Source organism: Promicromonospora sp. NPDC090134 (assembly GCF_044746965.1).
Classification (GTDB): domain Bacteria; phylum Actinomycetota; class Actinomycetes; order Actinomycetales; family Cellulomonadaceae; genus Promicromonospora.
Genome location: NZ_JBIVCZ010000001.1, coordinates 1,019,435 through 1,037,048 on the forward strand (window position 1 = coordinate 1,019,435; position 17,614 = coordinate 1,037,048).

The window sequence follows — 17,614 nt, forward strand, 5'->3', positions numbered from 1 at the left end:
CGATTCACCCAACCCCCCGGTAGTGTGCTCCCGTTGCGCCTGTGTGTGCCGTCCGGGCGGGCAATTTTTCGGTGGCGTGAGGAAAGAGGAGGACGCATGAGCTTTGTCTCACGCGTGTACGAGAACCGCAGATCGGCAGCATCGGTCGGTGTGGTGACCCTCTTCGGCGCGGGGCTCCTGGGCTTCGCGCTCCTCTACGACGGTGAGGCGACGGCCGACGTCGAGCTCAACGACTCGGGCGTGTGGGTGACCCAGACCGCCTCGGGCAAGCTCGGCCGGTTCAACTACGAGGCCAAGGCCCTCGACGGCACGCTGCTCGCCAACTCCGCGAGCTTCGACGTGGAGCAGGACGCCCAGCGCGTGCTCCTGGACAGCTCGGGCGACTCGTCCGCGAGCCCCGTCGAGCCGGCGCAGCTCACCCTGCGCGGCACCATGAAGTTCCCTGCCGGAGCGCAGGTCGCCGCGGGCGGCGCCACCACCGCGGTGTACGACGACGAGTCCGGCAAAGCCTGGGTCCTGCCCTTCGACGGGGCGGTCGCGTTCGACGAGAAGAAGCTCAAGCCCACGGTCAAGGCCGGCCAGGGCGGCACGCTCGCGGTGGCCAAGGACGGCACCGTGTTCCTGGCCGTGCCGGCCGACGGCAAGCTCTACACGATCCCGACCAGCTCCCAGGGCGTCGCCCAGGACCCCGAGGAGTCCTCGCTCGCGCTGAGCGCCGACGCCAAGATCCAGGTCTCGGCGGTCGGCGACCAGCCCGTGGTGCTGAACCAGTCCACGGGCAACCTGATCCTGCCCGGGGGCGACTCGGTCGAGATCGAGGACGGCTCCCAGGGCATGCTGCAGCAGCCGTCCGCCGAGGCGGACAACGTGGTGCTGGCCACCACGAAGGGCCTGGTCTCCCAGCCGCTCGGGGGCGGCGACGCGACCACGCGCACGGCGCAGGGCGGGCCGTCGGCCCCCGTGCAGCTCAGCGGGTGCGTCTACGGCGCCTGGAACTCGGGTCAGGTCATCCGGGACTGCGAGGGCACGGACAACGACGTCGACCAGGTGCTCGAGGGCGTGAACGCCGGCATCAGCCTCGTCTACCGCGTGAACCGCAACATCATCGTCCTGAACGACGTCGCGAACGGCTCGCTGTGGATGGCCGCCGACCAGTTCGAGAAGGTCGACGACTGGGACCTCAAGATGCCCGAGGACGCCGAGGGCGAGAAGACCGAGTCGGAGCAGACCACGCCGGAGCAGGTCGACCAGTTCGTGGCCGAGCGCAACAAGGCCAACCGCCCGCCGGTCGCAAAGGACGACTCGTTCGGCGTGCGGCCGGGCCGCACCACGGTGCTCAACGTGCTCGGCAACGACGTGGACCCGGACGGCGACGTGATGGTCGTGAAGCTCAAGGGCGAGGTCGACGGCGCGGTCGGCGTCGACCGGGTGCTCGACGGCGCGGCCCTCCAGGCGAACGTGCCGGCGGACGCGACCGGGACCACCAGCTTCACGTACGAGGTGAACGACGGCCGCGAGGGCGGCGTCGACGAGGCGTCCGTGGACGTCAAGGTGGTGCCGCTGGAGGAGAACAACGCGCCGATCCAGTCGGGCGAGCCCGTGCTGCGGGTGGGTCAGGACGGCATGGCGACCATCAAGGTGCTGCCGTACTTCAAGGACCCGGACGGCGACGACATGTTCCTGTCGAACGCCAGCACGGCCGACCCCCTGGACGAGGTGCGGTTCCGCCCGGACGGCACCATCGAGTTCCGCGACGGCGGCACGACCACCGGGCGCAAGATCGTGGACATCACGGTCTCCGACGCCTTCGGGCTGCCCTTCCAGGGCCGGCTGCTGGTCGACGTCATCGCCACCAACGTGCCGCCGGTCGCGGTGCAGGACCACGTGACCGTGCTGACCGGCGAGCCCGCGACGGTGCGACCGATGGCCAACGACTTCGACCCCAACGGCGACAAGCTGCGCCTGACGGCGGTCGCCGACAAGCCGGGCCTGACGATCACGCCGAACTACGGCGCCGGCACCTTCCGCGTCGCGAGCGACTCGCCCGGCTCGTACGACGTGACCTACCAGATCACCGACGGCCCCGAGCCGACCATGGGCCTGGTGCGCGTGGACGTCGTGGACCCGCCGGACGAGGCGGGCCCGCCCGTCGCGGTCTCCGACCAGGTGCTGCTGCCGACCGGCGGCTCGGCGCTGGTGGACGTGCTCGCCAACGACACCGACCCCGCGGGCGGCGTGCTCGTGGTGCAGGGCGTCTCCGTCCCGGACGACGCCCCGGTCAAGGTCGCGGTGCTCAACCACCAGATCCTGAAGGTCTCGGAGGTCAAGCGCCTGGACGGGCCGGTGACGGTCACGTACACCGTCGCGAACGGCTCGGGGACCACGACGGGCCAGGTGCGCGTGGTGCCGATCCCGGCGCCGGCGCAGCTGCGTCCGCCGGAGGCGGGTCCGGACGAGGCGACCGTGCACGTGGGCGACGTGGTGACCATCCCGGTGCTGAAGAACGACACGCACCCGGACGGCCTGGAGCTGACGCTGACCGACGAGCTGCAGGAGTCGCCGCCGGCCGCGGCGGGCGAGGCGTTCGTCTCGGAGGACACGGTGCGGTTCCGGGCCGGCCAGGAGGCCGGGACGTACCACGCCGTCTACGAGGTGAAGGACTCCAACGGGCAGAAGGACTCCGCCCAGGTGACCATCGTCGTCAAGGACGACCCGGAGAACGCGGCCCCGCAGCTCCCGGACATCACGGCGCGCGTGCTGGCCGGCGGGACCACCCGGATCCCGCTGAACCTGGACGGCACCGACCCCGACGGCGACTACGTCACCCTGAGCTCGATCTCCGCGGCGCCGTCGCAGGGCACCGCCACGATCGTGGACGGGTTCATCGACTACACCGCGGCCGAGGACAGCACCGGCCTGGACACCTTCACCTACCAGGTGACGGACACCCGCGGCGCGGTGGGCGAGGGCCTGGTGCGCGTGGGCGTCACCCCGCCGCCCGCCACCAACCAGCCGCCGCAGGCCACCGACGACGAGACGACGGTGCGGCCGGGCCGCACGGTGGCCGTGCGGGCGCTGGAGAACGACACAGACCCCGACGGCGACGAGATCGGCCTCGTGGAGAGCGCGTTCGAGGGCACCGAGGACATGGACCCCAAGGTCGTCGAGGACGACGTGGTGGTCACCGCGCCGGACGAGGAGGGTTCCTACTCCTTCTACTACGGCATCCAGGACAGCTTCCGGGCCCGCGCCAGCGGCGCCGTCACGGTGAACGTGGACAAGAACGCGCCGTTGCTGCGGCCGATCGCCCACGACGACGTGGTGACCGCGGACGACGTCGAGGGCTCCTCGTCGGTGACCGTGGACGTCAAGGCGAACGACGTGGACCCGGACGGCGTGGCCGCCGACCTCGAGCTGACGGTCGACCCGGACCTGGAGGGCGTGCAGCTCACCGAGGAGGGCTCGCTGGAGGTGCAGCTCACCGAGAGCGCCCAGGTGATCACCTACACCGTGACCGACATGGACGGCCTGGAGGCCAAGGCGTTCGTGCGGGTGCCGGGCGACCAGGCGCGGCCGCACGTCAAGCCGGGCCTGGAGCCGCTCAAGGCGACCAGCGGCGAGCCGCTGACGATCGACATCGCGGAGTACGTGGTGGTGCGCGACGGGACGAAGCCGCGGATCACCGAGGAGAAGACGGTCAAGGCGCTGGAGGGCAAGGTCGAGGTCGACGACGCGGACACGCTCGTCTACACCTCCGCCGAGGACTTCGCGGGCGCGGCGTCGGTCAGCTTCGAGGTGACCGACGGCGACGGGCCGGACGACCCCGAGGGTCTGACGGCGGTGCTGACGCTGCCGATCGACGTGACCCCGTCCAAGAACATGCCGCCCAAGATCACGGGCCGGCCCGTGCTGCAGGTCGCGGCCGGCGAGGAGAGCTCGGTCGACCTGTCGCGGTACGTCAAGGACCCGGACAAGGACCCGCTGACCTTTGACGTCAAGGGTGTCGAGGGCATCTCGCCGTCGGTCTCCGGTAACACGGTCTCGGCGCAGGTCGACCCGTCGGTGTCGAAGGGCACCGCGCAGGAGCTCGCGATGACGGTGTCCGACGGCAAGAACCCGGCCGTCGAGGCCGTGCTGACCGTCGAGGTCGTGGCCTCGACCCGGCCGCTCGTCCAGACCACGCAGGACGTGGTGCTCGACGCCCACCAGGGCGAGGCGACCACGATCCCGGTGCTGGACAACGACACCAACCCGTTCCCGGACAAGGAGCTGACGCTGTCGGGCGTGCCCACGGTCGAGACGGGCATCGGCACCACCGAGTACCGCGGCAACCAGCTCGTGGTGACGCCGGACGAGGACTTCACGGGCGTCATGACCGTGCGCTACCGCGTGCAGGACGCGACCGGCGACCCCGACCGCGAGGTCGACGGCATCGCCAAGCTGACCGTGCTGGGCCGGCCCGAGGCGCCCCGCGCTCCGCGGGTCGAGGAGGTGCGCTCCGAGACGGTCGTGCTGAGCTGGGACCAGCCCAACAACAACGGCGCGGACATCACCGGCTACACGCTGCGCACGCAGAACGGTCAGGAGCACGCCTGTGCCACGACCACCTGCACGTTCGACGGGCTCGCGAACAACGTGAAGTACACGTTCACGGTGACCGCGACCAACGACGTGGGCGAGTCCGAGCCGTCCCCGGCGTCGCGCGAGGCCCGTCCGGACGAGAAGCCGGACCAGCCCGAGCCCCCGACGCTCGAGTTCGGTGACCAGAGCCTGATCGTGAAGTGGAAGAACAAGGCCTACACGGACCGCTCGCCGATCGAGTGCGTCAACCTGGAGATCAGCCCGGCCCCCGCCGACGGCGTGACGCAGAAGACCTGCCAGCCCGGCACCACCACCACGTGGACCGGTCTGAACAACGGCACGGCGTACACGGTCCGGGTGCAGGCCAAGAACCAGGCGCCGGACCCGTCGGAGTGGTCCGAGCCGTCGGCTCCGGAGACCCCGGCCGCGCCCCCGGCGCAGCCGGCCGCGCCCACCGCGCAGCGGACGAACACCGCTGTGGGCGGCCAGATCGACGTGTCGTGGACGGCCCCGGCCAACAACGGTGACGCGGTGAAGAAGTACTACCTCGACGTCTACCAGGACGGGAACAAGGTCAAGACGCTCACGACGTCCGGTACCTCGCAGGCCGTCCAGGACCTGAACCCGGAGTCCTCCTACACGTTCACGGTCCAGGCCGAGAACAAGGCGGGCAAGTCCCCGGTCAGCGCGCAGTCCGCCGCGGAGCCGGCGTACGGCATCCCGACCGTCCCGGCGGGCGTGACCGCGAGCAACCCGGGCGACGGAAGCGCGACCGTGAGCTGGAACGCGATCCCGAGCTCCAACTTCCGCGGTCCGGCGCACCGGTACGAGGTCTCGGCCAACGGCCAGGGCAACCCGAGCGCGGGCGACGCGACGTCGTACCGGTACGGGGGCCTGAACAACGGGACCACGTACACGTTCCAGGTGCGGGCGTGCAACCAGTACGTCTGTGGTGACTGGTCGGCGGCGTCCAACGGGGTGATCCCCTTCGGCCCGGTGCCGAAGCCGACCATCTCCGCGAACGGCGGGGACCAGAAGGTCACGTTCACCTGGGACGCGACCGGGCAGAACGGGCGCCCCACCACGGTCCGCGTGACCGGTGCGATCAGCAGCACGGCCAAGAGCGGCTCCCAGACGGCCTCCGCCGGCTACAGCGACTCCAAGGAGGCGTGCGTCACGGTGACCGACTCGGAGGGGCAGACCAACAGTGCCTGCGACACCGGCACGTCGGACCCCCGGCCGAACCCGCAGGCGTGGGTGACGAAGGGCTCGGGCGTCGACAACGACGAGTGCGGCGACCCCTCGTGCGCCTACATGGTCGTCAACTGGCAGGACTTCCCGACCGGTAACCACAGCGTCGAGTGCTACTCCGGCACCAACCCGGACGAGTCCGGCTGGCACAACATCCTGACGCCCGACCGCGCCTACACCATCAACTTCGGGTCGGCCACCAGCAGCCGCCAGCTCGGCTGCTTCTACGGGTACCCGGGGACGCAGGTGGCCGTCCGGATCGACGGCACCCTCTACGAGGCCAGGAACTGGTAGAACCGACCCTGCCCGGCCGCCGCGCACGCGGCGGCCGGGCACGCCATGATCGACACAACTTTTCACCCGACGGACGAGCAGTAACGAGCAGTAGGGAAACACGAGATGACCACGATGACCCCCGAGCAGGCGGCCTGGTTCGCCCAGACCTTCGACCGGCTCGTCGGCAACGTCGGGCAGGCGGTCCTGGGCAAGGCGCCGGTCGTGCGCCTCGCGCTCACGTGCATGCTCGCTGAGGGCCACCTGTTGCTGGAGGACGCCCCGGGCACGGGCAAGACCATGCTCGCGCGCTCCATCGCGGCGTCGGTCCAGGGCTCGCACAACCGCATCCAGTTCACGCCGGACCTGCTCCCGTCGGACGTCACCGGCGTGACGATCTACGACCAGAAGACCGGGAAGTTCGACTTCCACCCGGGCCCGATCTTCGCGTCGATCGTGCTGGCGGACGAGATCAACCGTGCCTCGCCGAAGACCCAGTCCGCGCTCCTGGAGGTCATGGAGGAGGGCCGCGTCACCGTCGACGGCGTCGCGCACACCACCGGCCGCCCGTTCATGGTGCTCGCCACCCAGAACCCTATCGAGCAGGCCGGTACCTACCGCCTGCCCGAGGCCCAGCTCGACCGCTTCCTCATGAAGACGTCGGTGGGCTACCCGGACCACGCCTCCACGGTGGAGATCCTGTCGGGCGCCGCGCTGAAGGACCGCAGCCAGGTGCTGCAGCCCATCATCACGACCAAGGCCGTCACCGAGATGGCCGACCTCGCCGCGACGGTGCACACCGACACCGCGGTGCTGGAGTACGTGTCGCGCCTCGCCGAGGAGACCCGCAACGCCCACGAGGTGCGCGTCGGCGTCTCGGTCCGTGGCGCGCTCGCCCTGGTGCGCTGCGCCAAGGTGTGGGCCGCCGCGCACGGCCGCAACTACGTGCTGCCCGACGACATCAAGGAGCTGGCCCAGCCGGTCTGGGGCCACCGCTTCGTGCTGGACCCGGAGGCCGAGTTCGCGGGCGCCCGCCCCGACGTCGTGCTGGCCCGGATCATGGCCGACGTCGCCGCGCCGCAGGAGCGGGCCTCGGCATGACGACCTCGGGCATCTCGGCGGGCAGCGCGGCCGGACCTGCCTACGGCAAGCGCCAGGACAAGCCGACCGGTCTTGCCGGCGTCGTCGCGGCCGGTCGCGCGCAGGCGCAGCGCGGCCGTCGCGGCTGGGTGACCTTCGCCGCCGCCGCCCGGACGCGGGCGGGGGCGCTCGGTCGTGCGCTCGCGCCGGTCCGCCGGACGTTCAGCACGTTCGGCATCGCGGTGACGCTGGTGGCGGCCGGTGCCTGGATCGCCGGGCTGACGCTCGGCTGGCTCGAGCTGCTGGTGGCCGCGATCGTGCTCACGGTGACGCTGCTGTGCGCCATCGTGTTCGTGCTCGGCCGGTTCAAGTACGACGTCGTGCTCGACCTGGCGCAGGCTCGCGTGACCGTCGGCGACCGCGCCGTCGGGCGCCTCGACGTCCGCAACTCGTCGAGCCGCCCGCTGCTGCCGTCGGTGATGGAGCTGCCGGTCGGCACGGGCACGGCGGCGTTCCCCGTGCCGCGGCTGAAGGGCGGCGGCACGCACGAGGAGATCTTCACGATCCCGACCCGGCGCCGCAGCGTGATCACGGTCGGTCCGGTCAAGTCCGTGCGCGCCGACCCCCTGGGCCTGCTGCGCCGCGAGATGACGTGGACCAACGAGCAGGAGGTCTTCGTGCACCCGCGCGTCAAGAACCTCACGGGCTCCTCCACGGGCTTCCTCAAGGACCTCGAGGGCCGGGTCACCAACGACATCACCAACTCGGACGTGAACTTCCATGCCCTGCGCGACTACGTGCCCGGCGACGACCGCCGGCACATCCACTGGAAGTCGACGGCCCGCACCGGCCAGGTCATGGTGCGGCAGTTCGAGGAGACCCGGCGCTCGCACCTCGCGGTGCTGCTGTCCACGCGTGCCGAGGACTATGCGAACGAGGAGGAGTTCGAGCTCGCCGTGAGCGTGTGCGGCTCCCTGGGCCTGCAGGCCATCAAGGAGGACCGCGGTGTGACGGTGCTCGTCAACGAGGCCACGCTGCACGGTGACCACCGCACCCGCCTGATGGACGACCTCTCCCGGATCGAGATGGTGTCCCGCAAGTCCAAGCTGGTGGACCTCGCCCGCGCGGCGAGCATGGCCGCCGCCGACTTCTCGGTGATCTCGTTCATCGTCGGCAGCATGGTCACGCCCACCGAGCTGCGTGCGGCGTCGGCCCGCGTGCCCGTGGGCGTGCAGGTCATGGCCATCCAGTGCGTGCCGGGGGCCTCCCTCGGCCGGCACTCCATCGCGGAGCTCGGCGTGCTCACCCTGGGCCGCCTCGGTGACCTGCCCCTTGCGCTGAAGAAGATGAGCGACGGATGAGCGACGAGAACACCCGCGGCAACCTCCCGGCGGGCGCGCACGCGCAGGGCAGCCAGCCGGCCTACGGCACCGGACCCGGGTACCGGACCGGCACCGGCCGGGGCACCACCCGACGCAAGGAGGCGGAGCAGCCGCGCGCGCTGACCAGGTTCGCCCTGGTCGACCTCGCCGCGCTGGCCGTGATGCTCGGCGCCGTCGCCGTGGGCTTCGGCCCGGTCTGGGGCTCGCTCGGCTACCTGCTGCCCACGGCCGGCGGTGCCCTCGTGGGCCTGGCCGTGGCCTGGGTGGGCGCCTGGCGGCGCTTCCCCGCCGTCGTGGTGACGGCGCTGGCCGTGCTGGCCTACGTGCTGTTCGGCGGAGCGCTGGCCCTGCCGCACACGACAATCGCCGGCGTGGTGCCGACCCTGGACACGCTGCGCGAGCTGATGCTCGGCTCCGTGCAGGGCTGGAAGCAGTTCATCACCACCGTGCCCCCCATGCGGTCGTTCCCCGACCTCGGGGTGGTCCCGTTCCTGCTCATGCTGGTCGTCGCGCTCGTCGCGGGCACCATCGCCTGGCGCGCCAGGCACGCGGTCTGGGCCGTCGTGCCGGTCATCGTCGGCCTGGTCGGCGTGATCCTGCTGGGCACGGTCGACGCCGCCATGCCGATCGTGCAGGGCCTCGTGATCGCCATCACCGCCCTCCTCTGGGGCGCGGTGCGCGTGATGGAGGCGCGCGTCGGCACGCACTCGATCACCACGGAGGCCAGCCGCGAGGCCACGCGCCGGCTGCGCTGGCACCGGGTGCGCACGGGCGCCACCATCCTGGGCGCCGCGGCGCTGGTCGCGGGCTTCACCGCCCCGATCCTCATGCCGGAGCAGCCGCGAACGGTGCTCCGCGAGACGGTCGTCCCGCCCTTCGACATCCACCAGTTCACCAGCCCGCTCGTGGCGTTCCGGCACTACGCCAAGGACGCCCGCGAGGACGAGCTGTTCACCGTCAGCGAGCTGCCCGAGGGCGCCCGCGTCCGCCTCGCGACCCTCGACGAGTACGACGGCGTGGTCTTCGACGCAGCCGGCGACGGCGGCGAGACCGGCGTCTACACGCGGGTCGGCGAGGAGATCGCGACGGCCTCCGACGACACGCCGACGCCGATCGAGGTCACGGTCGCGGGGTACAACGGCGTCTGGGTCCCCGAGATCGGCAACCTCACCGGCGTGGAGTGGCTCGGCGCGAACGCCGAGGCCCAGACGGACGGCACGTACTACAACTCGACGACCAGCACCGCGCTCACCACCGCCGGCATCACGTCGGGCGACACGTACCGGCTGAACATGCTGCTGCCCGCGACGCCGGACGAGGACGCCCTGAAGAAGGGCGAGATCCGCGACGCGGACATGCCCGAGACCGAGCCGAGCGCGCTGCCCGCGGGCCTGCCCGGCAAGACGGCGCAGTTCACGGGCGACAAGACCGACCCCGTGGAGAAGCTCTTCCTGCTCCGCGACGCGCTCCAGAACTCCGGCTTCCTGTCCAGCGGGCTCGACGGCCAGCCGCCGTCGCGGCCCGGTCACTCCGCCGACCGCGTCGACACGCTGATCGAGCAGGAGGAGATGGTGGGTGACGACGAGCAGTTCGCCGTCGCGCTCGCCCTCATGGCGCGCCAGGCGGGCATCCCGGCCCGCGTGGTCATGGGCTTCTACCCCGACAAGGACAGCGACTTCGAGGAGGGCAAGCCCTGGACCGTGCTCGGCAGTGACGTCCACGCCTGGGTCGAGGTGCCCTTCAAGGAGTACGGCTGGGTGCCGATCGACACGGTCCCGGACGAGAACCCGCAGATCCAGCCCGAGCCCAAGAGCGAGCAGGTGCCGAAGCCCCCGGTGCTGCAGGACCCGGAGCCGCCGGACGAGCCGGACAAGGCGAAGGCCGGCAGCGTCGAGGACGACGAGAAGGACGACACCGAGAACGACCCGTTCGACTGGGGCCTGCTCGGACTCATCCTGCTCGCGGTCGGCATCCCGCTCCTGGTGATCGCCGGACCGATCATCGCGATCCTCGCCTACAAGGCCCGGCGCCGGACGGCCCGGCGCACCGCCGACCTGCCCGCCGACCGCATCAGCGGTGGCTGGCACGAGGTCGTCGACGTCGTGACCGACATCGGGACGAGCGTGCCCCGCGGCGCGACACGCCGGGAGAGTGCCGGCGTGATCGCCGGTGCGCACCAGGTCCCGTCGACGCTCACGCTCGCGCACCGCGCGGACGCCTCGGTCTTCGGCCGCGGTGAGCCCACCCAGGCGGACGTCGAGTCCTTCTGGGCCGAGGTGGACGAGCTGGTGGGCGGGCTACGCTCCAACCTGAGCACGCGACGGAGGGTCGGCGCGGCGTTGTCGCTGCGCTCCGTCTGGGCGCGTGTGGGCGGTGGTCGCGGGATCCTCGCGGCCCTCGGGGGACTCGGGTCCCGGCGGACGAAGGAGAACCGATGACGGACGTGGTCTGCGCTGGCTGCGGGTCGACCCAGCGGGCGGGCGCACCCTTCTGCGCCGCGTGCGGACGGGAGTTCCCGCGGACGGGACGGCCCGTCGTGGAGCAGGCCCAGGTGCCGCAGGGGCAGGTGCAGCAGGCGGCCGCCGCCGCGCGCCACGGCTCGGGTTCGGTGCCGCTGGTGGAGAGCCGGCCGCCGATCACCACCGAGGTCGAGGTGTACACGGCGACGCAGATCCCCACGGCCGGCACCGTGCCGCCGCCGCTGGTCGCGCCCTACGCGGGCGTCGGCAAGCGCTTCGTCGCCTGGCTCATCGACGGTGTGATCGCCGGTGTGCTGATCGGCATCGCGGCAGCCATCGGCCTCTCGTTCATCGACATCCCCCCGGCGCTGACGGTGGTGTCGCAGGAACAGGCGGCCGAGATCGCCGCCCAGGCGGTGCGGGTCTACCTCATCGCGGGCCTGGTCGGTTTCTGCTTCCAGCTCTCCATGTGGATCTGGGAGTCCCGGACCGGACGCACCATCGGCAACTCGGCGATGGGCCTGCGCACGCTCTCCGCCGAGGACCGCAGCCCGATCGGGTTCGTCCGCGAGCTGCTGCGTGTGCTCGTGCTCGCGGCGGGTTCCCTGGTGGCGGGCTTCGGCCAGATCGTGGTGCTGCTCAGCCCCTTGTGGGACAAGGGCGACAAGGTGCAGGGCTGGCAGGACAAGGCCGCGCGGTCGGTCGTGGTCGACGTCCGCGCCCCGCAGATCGCGCTGACCACCGGGCTCGCCCCGGTGGGTCCGGGGCCCCGCGCCCCGGGCCGGCCCGCGATGCGGACGGCGGCGCCGGCAGCCCCGGCACCGGGCCAGTACGCCTCCGCGCAGCTGCCCCCGCTGTCTCCCGCGGCCCCGCAGGCCCCGGCCCAGCCGTCCGTGGCGGCCCCGGACCCGTGGTCGTTCCCGCAGGCACCTGCCCAGGGCGCACCGGCTCCGGCCGGCGACGGCCTCATCACGGGCATCCCCGGCAGCGGGGCCGGGGCGCCGCCCGCCCAGCAGCAGCCGGTGCAGCAGCCTGCGCAGCAGCACTACCAGCAGCCCGCCGAGCAGCAGCAGCCGGTCCAGCAGCCCGTGCAGCAGCAGCCCGAGTCGGCCTGGCCGGCGCGGACCTGGCCGGAGCAGGCGGCGCCCCCGGCGCAGCAGGCTCCGGCCACGCTGCCGCCGCAGCAGCACCCGGAGTCCCGCCCGACCCGCAGGGTGACCCTCCCGCAGGACGGCGCGGCCGCGGCCCAGCCCGCCCCGGTGTCGCAGCCGACCCTGCCGCCGCAGTCCGACGGGTTCTCGGACTCCACTCGGATGCAGGCCCCCGTCCTGGAGCCGGCCGCGGTCGTGACCGTGGCCCTCGAGCTCGAGTCCGGTGAGCGCCGGGTCATCGACGGGCCCGCCCTGGTGGGCCGCAACCCGCAGGCGAGCGGGGGCGCGGGGTACATCCTCGTGCGCGTCGACGACCCGACCCGGTCGGTGTCCAAGAACCACGCCGAGCTCGGCGTCGACTCCGCGGGGCTGTGGCTGACCGACCGTGGGTCCACCAACGGCACCGTGGTCTCGGCGCCGGGCCGCTCGCCCCAGGTCGCGGAGCCGGGCGCGCGGGTCCGTGTGCCGGTGGGCTCGACCATCCACGTCGGGGACCGTCGTCTGGTCGTGCACCCCGCCGAGTCCCGGGCATGACCGAACAGGAGCAGGGGCTGACGACGATCTGGGGTGCGGCATCGCACCAGGGTCGTCGTCGGTCTCTCAACGAGGACGGGTACCTGGCCACCGGCCGGGTGTTCTTCGTGGCCGACGGCATGGGCGGGCACGAGGCGGGCGAGGTGGCGAGCTCCGAGGCGCTGGCCGCGCTCAGCGGTCTGGCCGACGTCGAGCGGGTGGAGCCGGCCCTGGTCGAGGCTTTCCTCGACGTGGCACAGCAGCGGGTCCGGGCCATCGAGACGGAATCGGGCAACGCGCCGGGCACGACGCTCACGGGGGTCCTGGTCGACGAGCGCGAGGACGTGCCGTACTGGCTCTTCGTGAACGTCGGCGACTCGCGCACGTACATGCTGTCAGGCGGTGTGCTGTCGCAGGTGAGCGTCGACCACTCCGAGGTGCAGGAGCTCGTGGACGCGGGCACGATCACCATGGACGAGGCCCGCAGGCACCCCCGGCGGAACGTCATCACGCGCGCCCTCGGAGCCCAGCAGGACGTCCGGGCCGACTTCCGGTACATCCCGGTGACGCTCCACGACCGGGTGCTGATCTGCTCGGACGGCCTCACGGGGGAGCTGACCGACGCGCAGATCACCACGATCCTGCTGGAGCAGCCCGACCCGGAGCGCGCCGCCGGGCACCTGGTCAACGCTGCGATCCAGGCCGGCGGCCGGGACAACATCACCGTGGTCGTGGTCGACGTGACCGGGGTGGACGACCAGACCATAGGGTCGTCGACAGCACCACGGGCGGGGGCGGAGCCTGACGAGGACACCCTGCCGCGAGAAGAGCACGCAGCAAGAAGCCAGGGGGTCTGAGATGACGGTGCACTACAGCGAGGGATCCGCACGGGCGGTGGTCCGGAACGGCACGGTCGTCGTGCTGCCCGGCCCTGCTCCCGCCGGCGTCGTCGACGCGCTCTGGACCGCGCTCGACGCACCCGACGGCGGGGTCGCGGCGACCCTCGGTGTGCTGGCCGCGGGCGGCCTCGCGGAGACGCCGCCGTTCGCCGTGGTCTCGCTCTCCGGCGGCGAGCCGGCCACGGCGGCGCACGTCGCCGTCCGCGGGACCGGCGTCAAGGTCGTGGTGAGCGCCGAGGGTGCCGGTGGTCCGGTCGAGGTGACCGGGGCCGGCGTCGTCACCTGGTCGGAGCGGGTGGTGGACGGCCCGACGTCGTTCGCCGTCACCACCGACGAGGCGCCCGCCGACGAGGAGTACCCGGTGCAGGCCGCGGTGGTCCGGGCGAGCGCCCTGCGGCGCACGCTGGTCGAGGTCGCCCCGGCGCCCGACGTCCCGGCGGTCCCGGTCGAGGTCCCGGCGGCGAACGCCGGGCCGGCTCCCGCGCCCGTGCGCGGCGTGCCGATCTTCGGGCTCGGCGGCGGCCAGCCGTCCGGCGAGACGATCGTGCCCGGCGCGCTCGACGTGCCCACGCTCGGCGCGGAGCCCGACGGCAGGCCCGACGCGACGCCTGAGCCCGCCCCGCTGCTCGGCCTGGGCACCGTGGCCGCCCCGGAGGCGCCGCGCACCGAGGTCGACGAGGCCACGCAGTTCGGTGCCGACGACGACTACGGCCACCTCTTCGGCGACACCGTGATGCGCCGGGTCGAGGACGCCGCGGTGCGGCAGGGCGAGGACGACGAGGCCGAGGAGGAGGCGGCGGCGGAGCCGGTGCCCGCCCCGCCGCCCGTGGTGTCGTCCCCGCCGGTGCCGGAACCGCCGCAGCAGCCGGAGCCGGCCGGCGACGCCCTGATCTCCGGGGTGCCGGGGGGCTGGACCCCGCCGAGCACGCTGAGCCCGTCAGAGCCGCCGCCGGGCGTGACCCCGGGTGCCGCGCAGCGGGCGGCCTCGGTGGGGGACTCCCCGGCCGACCCCGCGCCCCTGGACGACCACGACGGCCAGACCATGATGTCCTCCGACATCGCCGCGCTCCGCAAGGCAGCCGGCGCCGTCGTGCCCAAGTTCTCGGCGGGCATCCTGCCGGGCGGCCCGCAGATCCTGGGCCTGCTGTGCCCGGACGGGCACCCCAACCCGCCCACGAACGACCGCTGCCGCACCTGCGGCGCCGAGCTCGGCGGCGACGCGGAGCAGGTGCCGCGCCCGTCCCTCGGGCAGATGCTCGTCACGGGCGGCGTGCAGCCCGGCATCGGGGGCCCGCAGGTGGTCGAGCTGGACCGCCCGGTCGTCGTGGGCCGGCGTCCGCGCACCAACAACGCGTCGGCGGACCGCACGCCGCGCCTGGTCACCGTGGCGAGCCCGGACCAGGACATCTCGCGGTCGCACGTCGAGATCACCCTCGAGGAGTGGCACGTGCTGGTCGCGGACCTCGCGACCACCAACGGGACGACCCTCCTGCGCCCGGGGCAGCAGCCCCGGCGGCTGCACCCGAACGAGAAGGTGATCGTGGTCGAGGGCGACGTCGTGGACCTGGGCGACGGGGCGACCCTGACGTTCGAGGGCATCTGGTGAGGGCCTCGACGGACGAGTACCCCTCCACCATCGAAGAAGGAGTGTTGTGAGCAGCAAGCGTGCGCCTTCCGCGCCGCCCCAGATCGCCGGGTTCGAGTACAAGAAGCTGATCGGCTCGGGCGGTTTCTCGGACGTGTTCCTGTACGAGCAGCAGCGACCCAAGCGGCTGGTCGCCGTCAAGGTGCTCCTCAAGGAGCACGCGAGCGACGCCCAGCGGGTGGCGTTCGACTCCGAGGCCGACCTGATGGCGGTCCTGGGCAACCACCCCTCGATCGTGACGATGTACGAGGCGAGCGTCGCCGACGACGGCCGCCCGTACCTGGCCATGGAGTACTGCTCGCGCCCCAACCTGGGCGCGCGGTACCGGTCGGAGCGTTTCTCGCTTGCCGAGGCGCTCCGCACCACGATCCAGATCGCCGGCGCGGTGGAGACCGCCCACCGGCTCGGCATCCTGCACCGCGACCTGAAGCCCGCCAACATCCTGGTGACGCAGTTCGGGCACCCCGCGCTCACCGACTTCGGCATCTCGTCGACGGTCGACCAGGCCTCCGCGGCAGAGGGCATGTCCATCCCGTGGTCCCCGCCGGAGTCGTTCGGCGACCCGCCCGTGGCGGGCAAGACGACGGACGTCTGGGCCCTGGCCGCCACCTGCTACACGCTGCTGGCCGGGCGTACCCCGTTCGAGGTACCGGGCGGCTCCAACACGTCGGCCGACCTGGTCGCGCGGATCGAGCAGGCGCCGCTGCCGCCGATCGGGCGCAACGACGTGCCGCCGTCGCTGGAGCAGGTGCTCCGCATCGCGATGGCCAAGCACCCCTCGTCGCGGTACCCGTCGGTGCTGGCGTTCGCCCGCGCGCTGCAGCAGGTCCAGGTGGGCCTGGCGCGCGACATGACCCCGATCGACCTCCTCGACGAGACCGGTGCGGTCGCGGAGGAGGAAGAGGACGACGACGGTACGCGGCTGAAGAACGTCACGGCCATCGACCCGGGTCAGCGGCCCGTTCCCGGGCCGGCGTCCGGTGGCAGCCCGGCGACGTCGTCGGGCAGCTTCGCGCCGGCCACGCAGGGCACGTCCGGCTGGGCGCCCCAGGCGGGGACCGCCACGGGGGCGCGCACGACCGTGCCCGCCCTCGACGTGCCGGTGGCCTCGGTCGGCTGGGAGGCCCCGCCGGTCGAGGAGACGGTGCACCGGACGCGGGGGCCCGAGGCGCCCGCGGACCTGCCGCAGGAGGCCGAGCCGGAGAAGTCGTCGCCGTGGGGGACCGTGGCGCTGATCGCCGGTGCCGTGGTGCTGGTGGCCGTCCTCGTCGTGGGCTGGATCGCGCTGAAGCCCGGCGCCGGGGAGCCCGAGACGGAGCAGACCGTGGCGGTGGAGGGCGCCCCGCCGCCCGAGCCCGCCAGCGGCTACGTGCCCCCGGTCCGCGAGCTGGAGGGCAAGGCGCAGGGCAACGAGGCCGTCTTCACCTGGAAGCCGCCTAAATCCCAGGAGGAGGGCGACGAGTACGGGTACCGTGTGCTGTCGGCCACTGAGGAGAATCGCTACGAGCCCTCCGTCGGCACCACCGTGACTGTGACCCGGCTCGAGGGCGAGAGGACCTGTCTCGAGGTCGTCGTGGTCCGTTCCGGCAAGGCATCGGTGCAGCCGGAGCAGGCGTGCGTCGAGCTGGACTGACCGATTCCGGTCGATCGGCCGGCTGACAGGGGGAGAAGAGGGAACGACGTGGGTGATCTCGCGCTCGAATTCTGCGGTGAGTGGTTCGATCCTGCGCAGGCGGAGGACGGGTTCGACGTGGGCCGCGAGGGCGACCTCGCGATCGACGACAACCCGTACCTGCACCGACGCTTCCTGCGGCTGACGCAGGAGGACGGGATCTGGTGGCTCTCGAACGTGGGCTCCCTGATCTCCGCGACGGTGTGCGACGCGGGCGGCGGAGTGCAGTCGTGGCTCCCGCCCGGGCACCGCCTGCCCGTCGTCTTCCCCACCACCTCCATCGTCTTCACGGCCGGTCCGACCACGTACGAGCTCACCGCCCAGCTCACGGACGCCCCGTACCACGAGGTGCGCTCCGAGGACCCCGACACCGGCGCCACCACCATCGGCGCCATCAGCTTCACCACCAGCCAGAAGCAGCTCATCGTGGTGCTCGCCGAGCCCATGCTGCGCCGCGAGGGCACCGGCCTGAGCGAGATCCCGTCCTCCGCGGACGCGGCACGCCGCCTGGGCTGGGCCACCACCCGGTTCAACCGCAAGCTCGACAACGTCTGCGAGAAGCTCGACCGGATCGGCGTGAAGGGCCTTCGCGGCGGCCCCGGGCTGCTCGCCACCAACCGGCGCGCGCGGCTCGTCGAGTACGCCGTCGCCTCCCGTCTGGTGACCCCCGCAGACCTTCCACTTCTCGACCTGAAGGACGACGCCTGA

At 72.5% G+C, this 17,614-nt stretch carries 9 protein-coding genes; all 9 read left to right on the forward strand.

Annotated features, from left to right (window positions below; all coding sequences use genetic code 11):
- Positions 1–96 precede the first annotated feature (96 nt).
- The 9 genes from ACIPN7_RS04395 (at position 97) to ACIPN7_RS04435 (ending at position 17,614) form a co-directional block, all read left to right on the forward strand.
- Complete coding sequence (locus ACIPN7_RS04395; protein WP_400538351.1) at positions 97–6,126, forward strand: Ig-like domain-containing protein; 6,030 nt, start codon at positions 97–99, stop codon at positions 6,124–6,126.
- A gap of 105 nt (positions 6,127–6,231) precedes the next feature.
- The gene (locus tag ACIPN7_RS04400; protein ID WP_377235383.1) at positions 6,232–7,206 is read left to right on the forward strand and encodes an AAA family ATPase; all 975 of its coding nucleotides are present in this window, start codon (positions 6,232–6,234) and stop codon (positions 7,204–7,206) included.
- Entirely contained in the window at positions 7,203–8,546 is a 1,344-nt protein-coding gene (locus tag ACIPN7_RS04405; protein WP_400538354.1) for a DUF58 domain-containing protein, read from the forward strand. The genes ACIPN7_RS04400 and ACIPN7_RS04405 overlap by 4 nt, the downstream gene beginning before the upstream one ends.
- Positions 8,543–11,005: a DUF3488 and transglutaminase-like domain-containing protein gene (locus ACIPN7_RS04410; RefSeq protein ID WP_400538356.1), complete on the forward strand. Its 2,463-nt coding sequence runs from the start codon at positions 8,543–8,545 to the stop codon at positions 11,003–11,005. Before ACIPN7_RS04405 ends, ACIPN7_RS04410 begins: the two co-directional genes overlap by 4 nt.
- Positions 11,002–12,711, forward strand: a complete 1,710-nt coding sequence (locus ACIPN7_RS04415; protein ID WP_400538358.1) for an RDD family protein — start codon at positions 11,002–11,004, stop codon at positions 12,709–12,711. The genes ACIPN7_RS04410 and ACIPN7_RS04415 overlap by 4 nt, the downstream gene beginning before the upstream one ends.
- Complete coding sequence (locus ACIPN7_RS04420; protein ID WP_400538360.1) at positions 12,708–13,547, forward strand: PP2C family protein-serine/threonine phosphatase; 840 nt, start codon at positions 12,708–12,710, stop codon at positions 13,545–13,547. Before ACIPN7_RS04415 ends, ACIPN7_RS04420 begins: the two co-directional genes overlap by 4 nt.
- Position 13,548: 1 nt before the next feature.
- Entirely contained in the window at positions 13,549–15,195 is a 1,647-nt protein-coding gene (locus tag ACIPN7_RS04425; RefSeq protein WP_400538363.1) for an FHA domain-containing protein, read from the forward strand.
- A gap of 46 nt (positions 15,196–15,241) precedes the next feature.
- Positions 15,242–16,867, forward strand: coding sequence for a protein kinase (locus tag ACIPN7_RS04430; protein WP_400538365.1), 1,626 nt, complete (start codon positions 15,242–15,244; stop codon positions 16,865–16,867).
- Positions 16,868–16,915: 48 nt separating this feature from the next.
- Positions 16,916–17,614 carry a hypothetical protein gene (locus ACIPN7_RS04435; RefSeq protein ID WP_400538368.1) on the forward strand — a complete coding sequence of 233 codons (699 nt, stop codon included), beginning with the start codon at positions 16,916–16,918 and terminating at the stop codon, positions 17,612–17,614.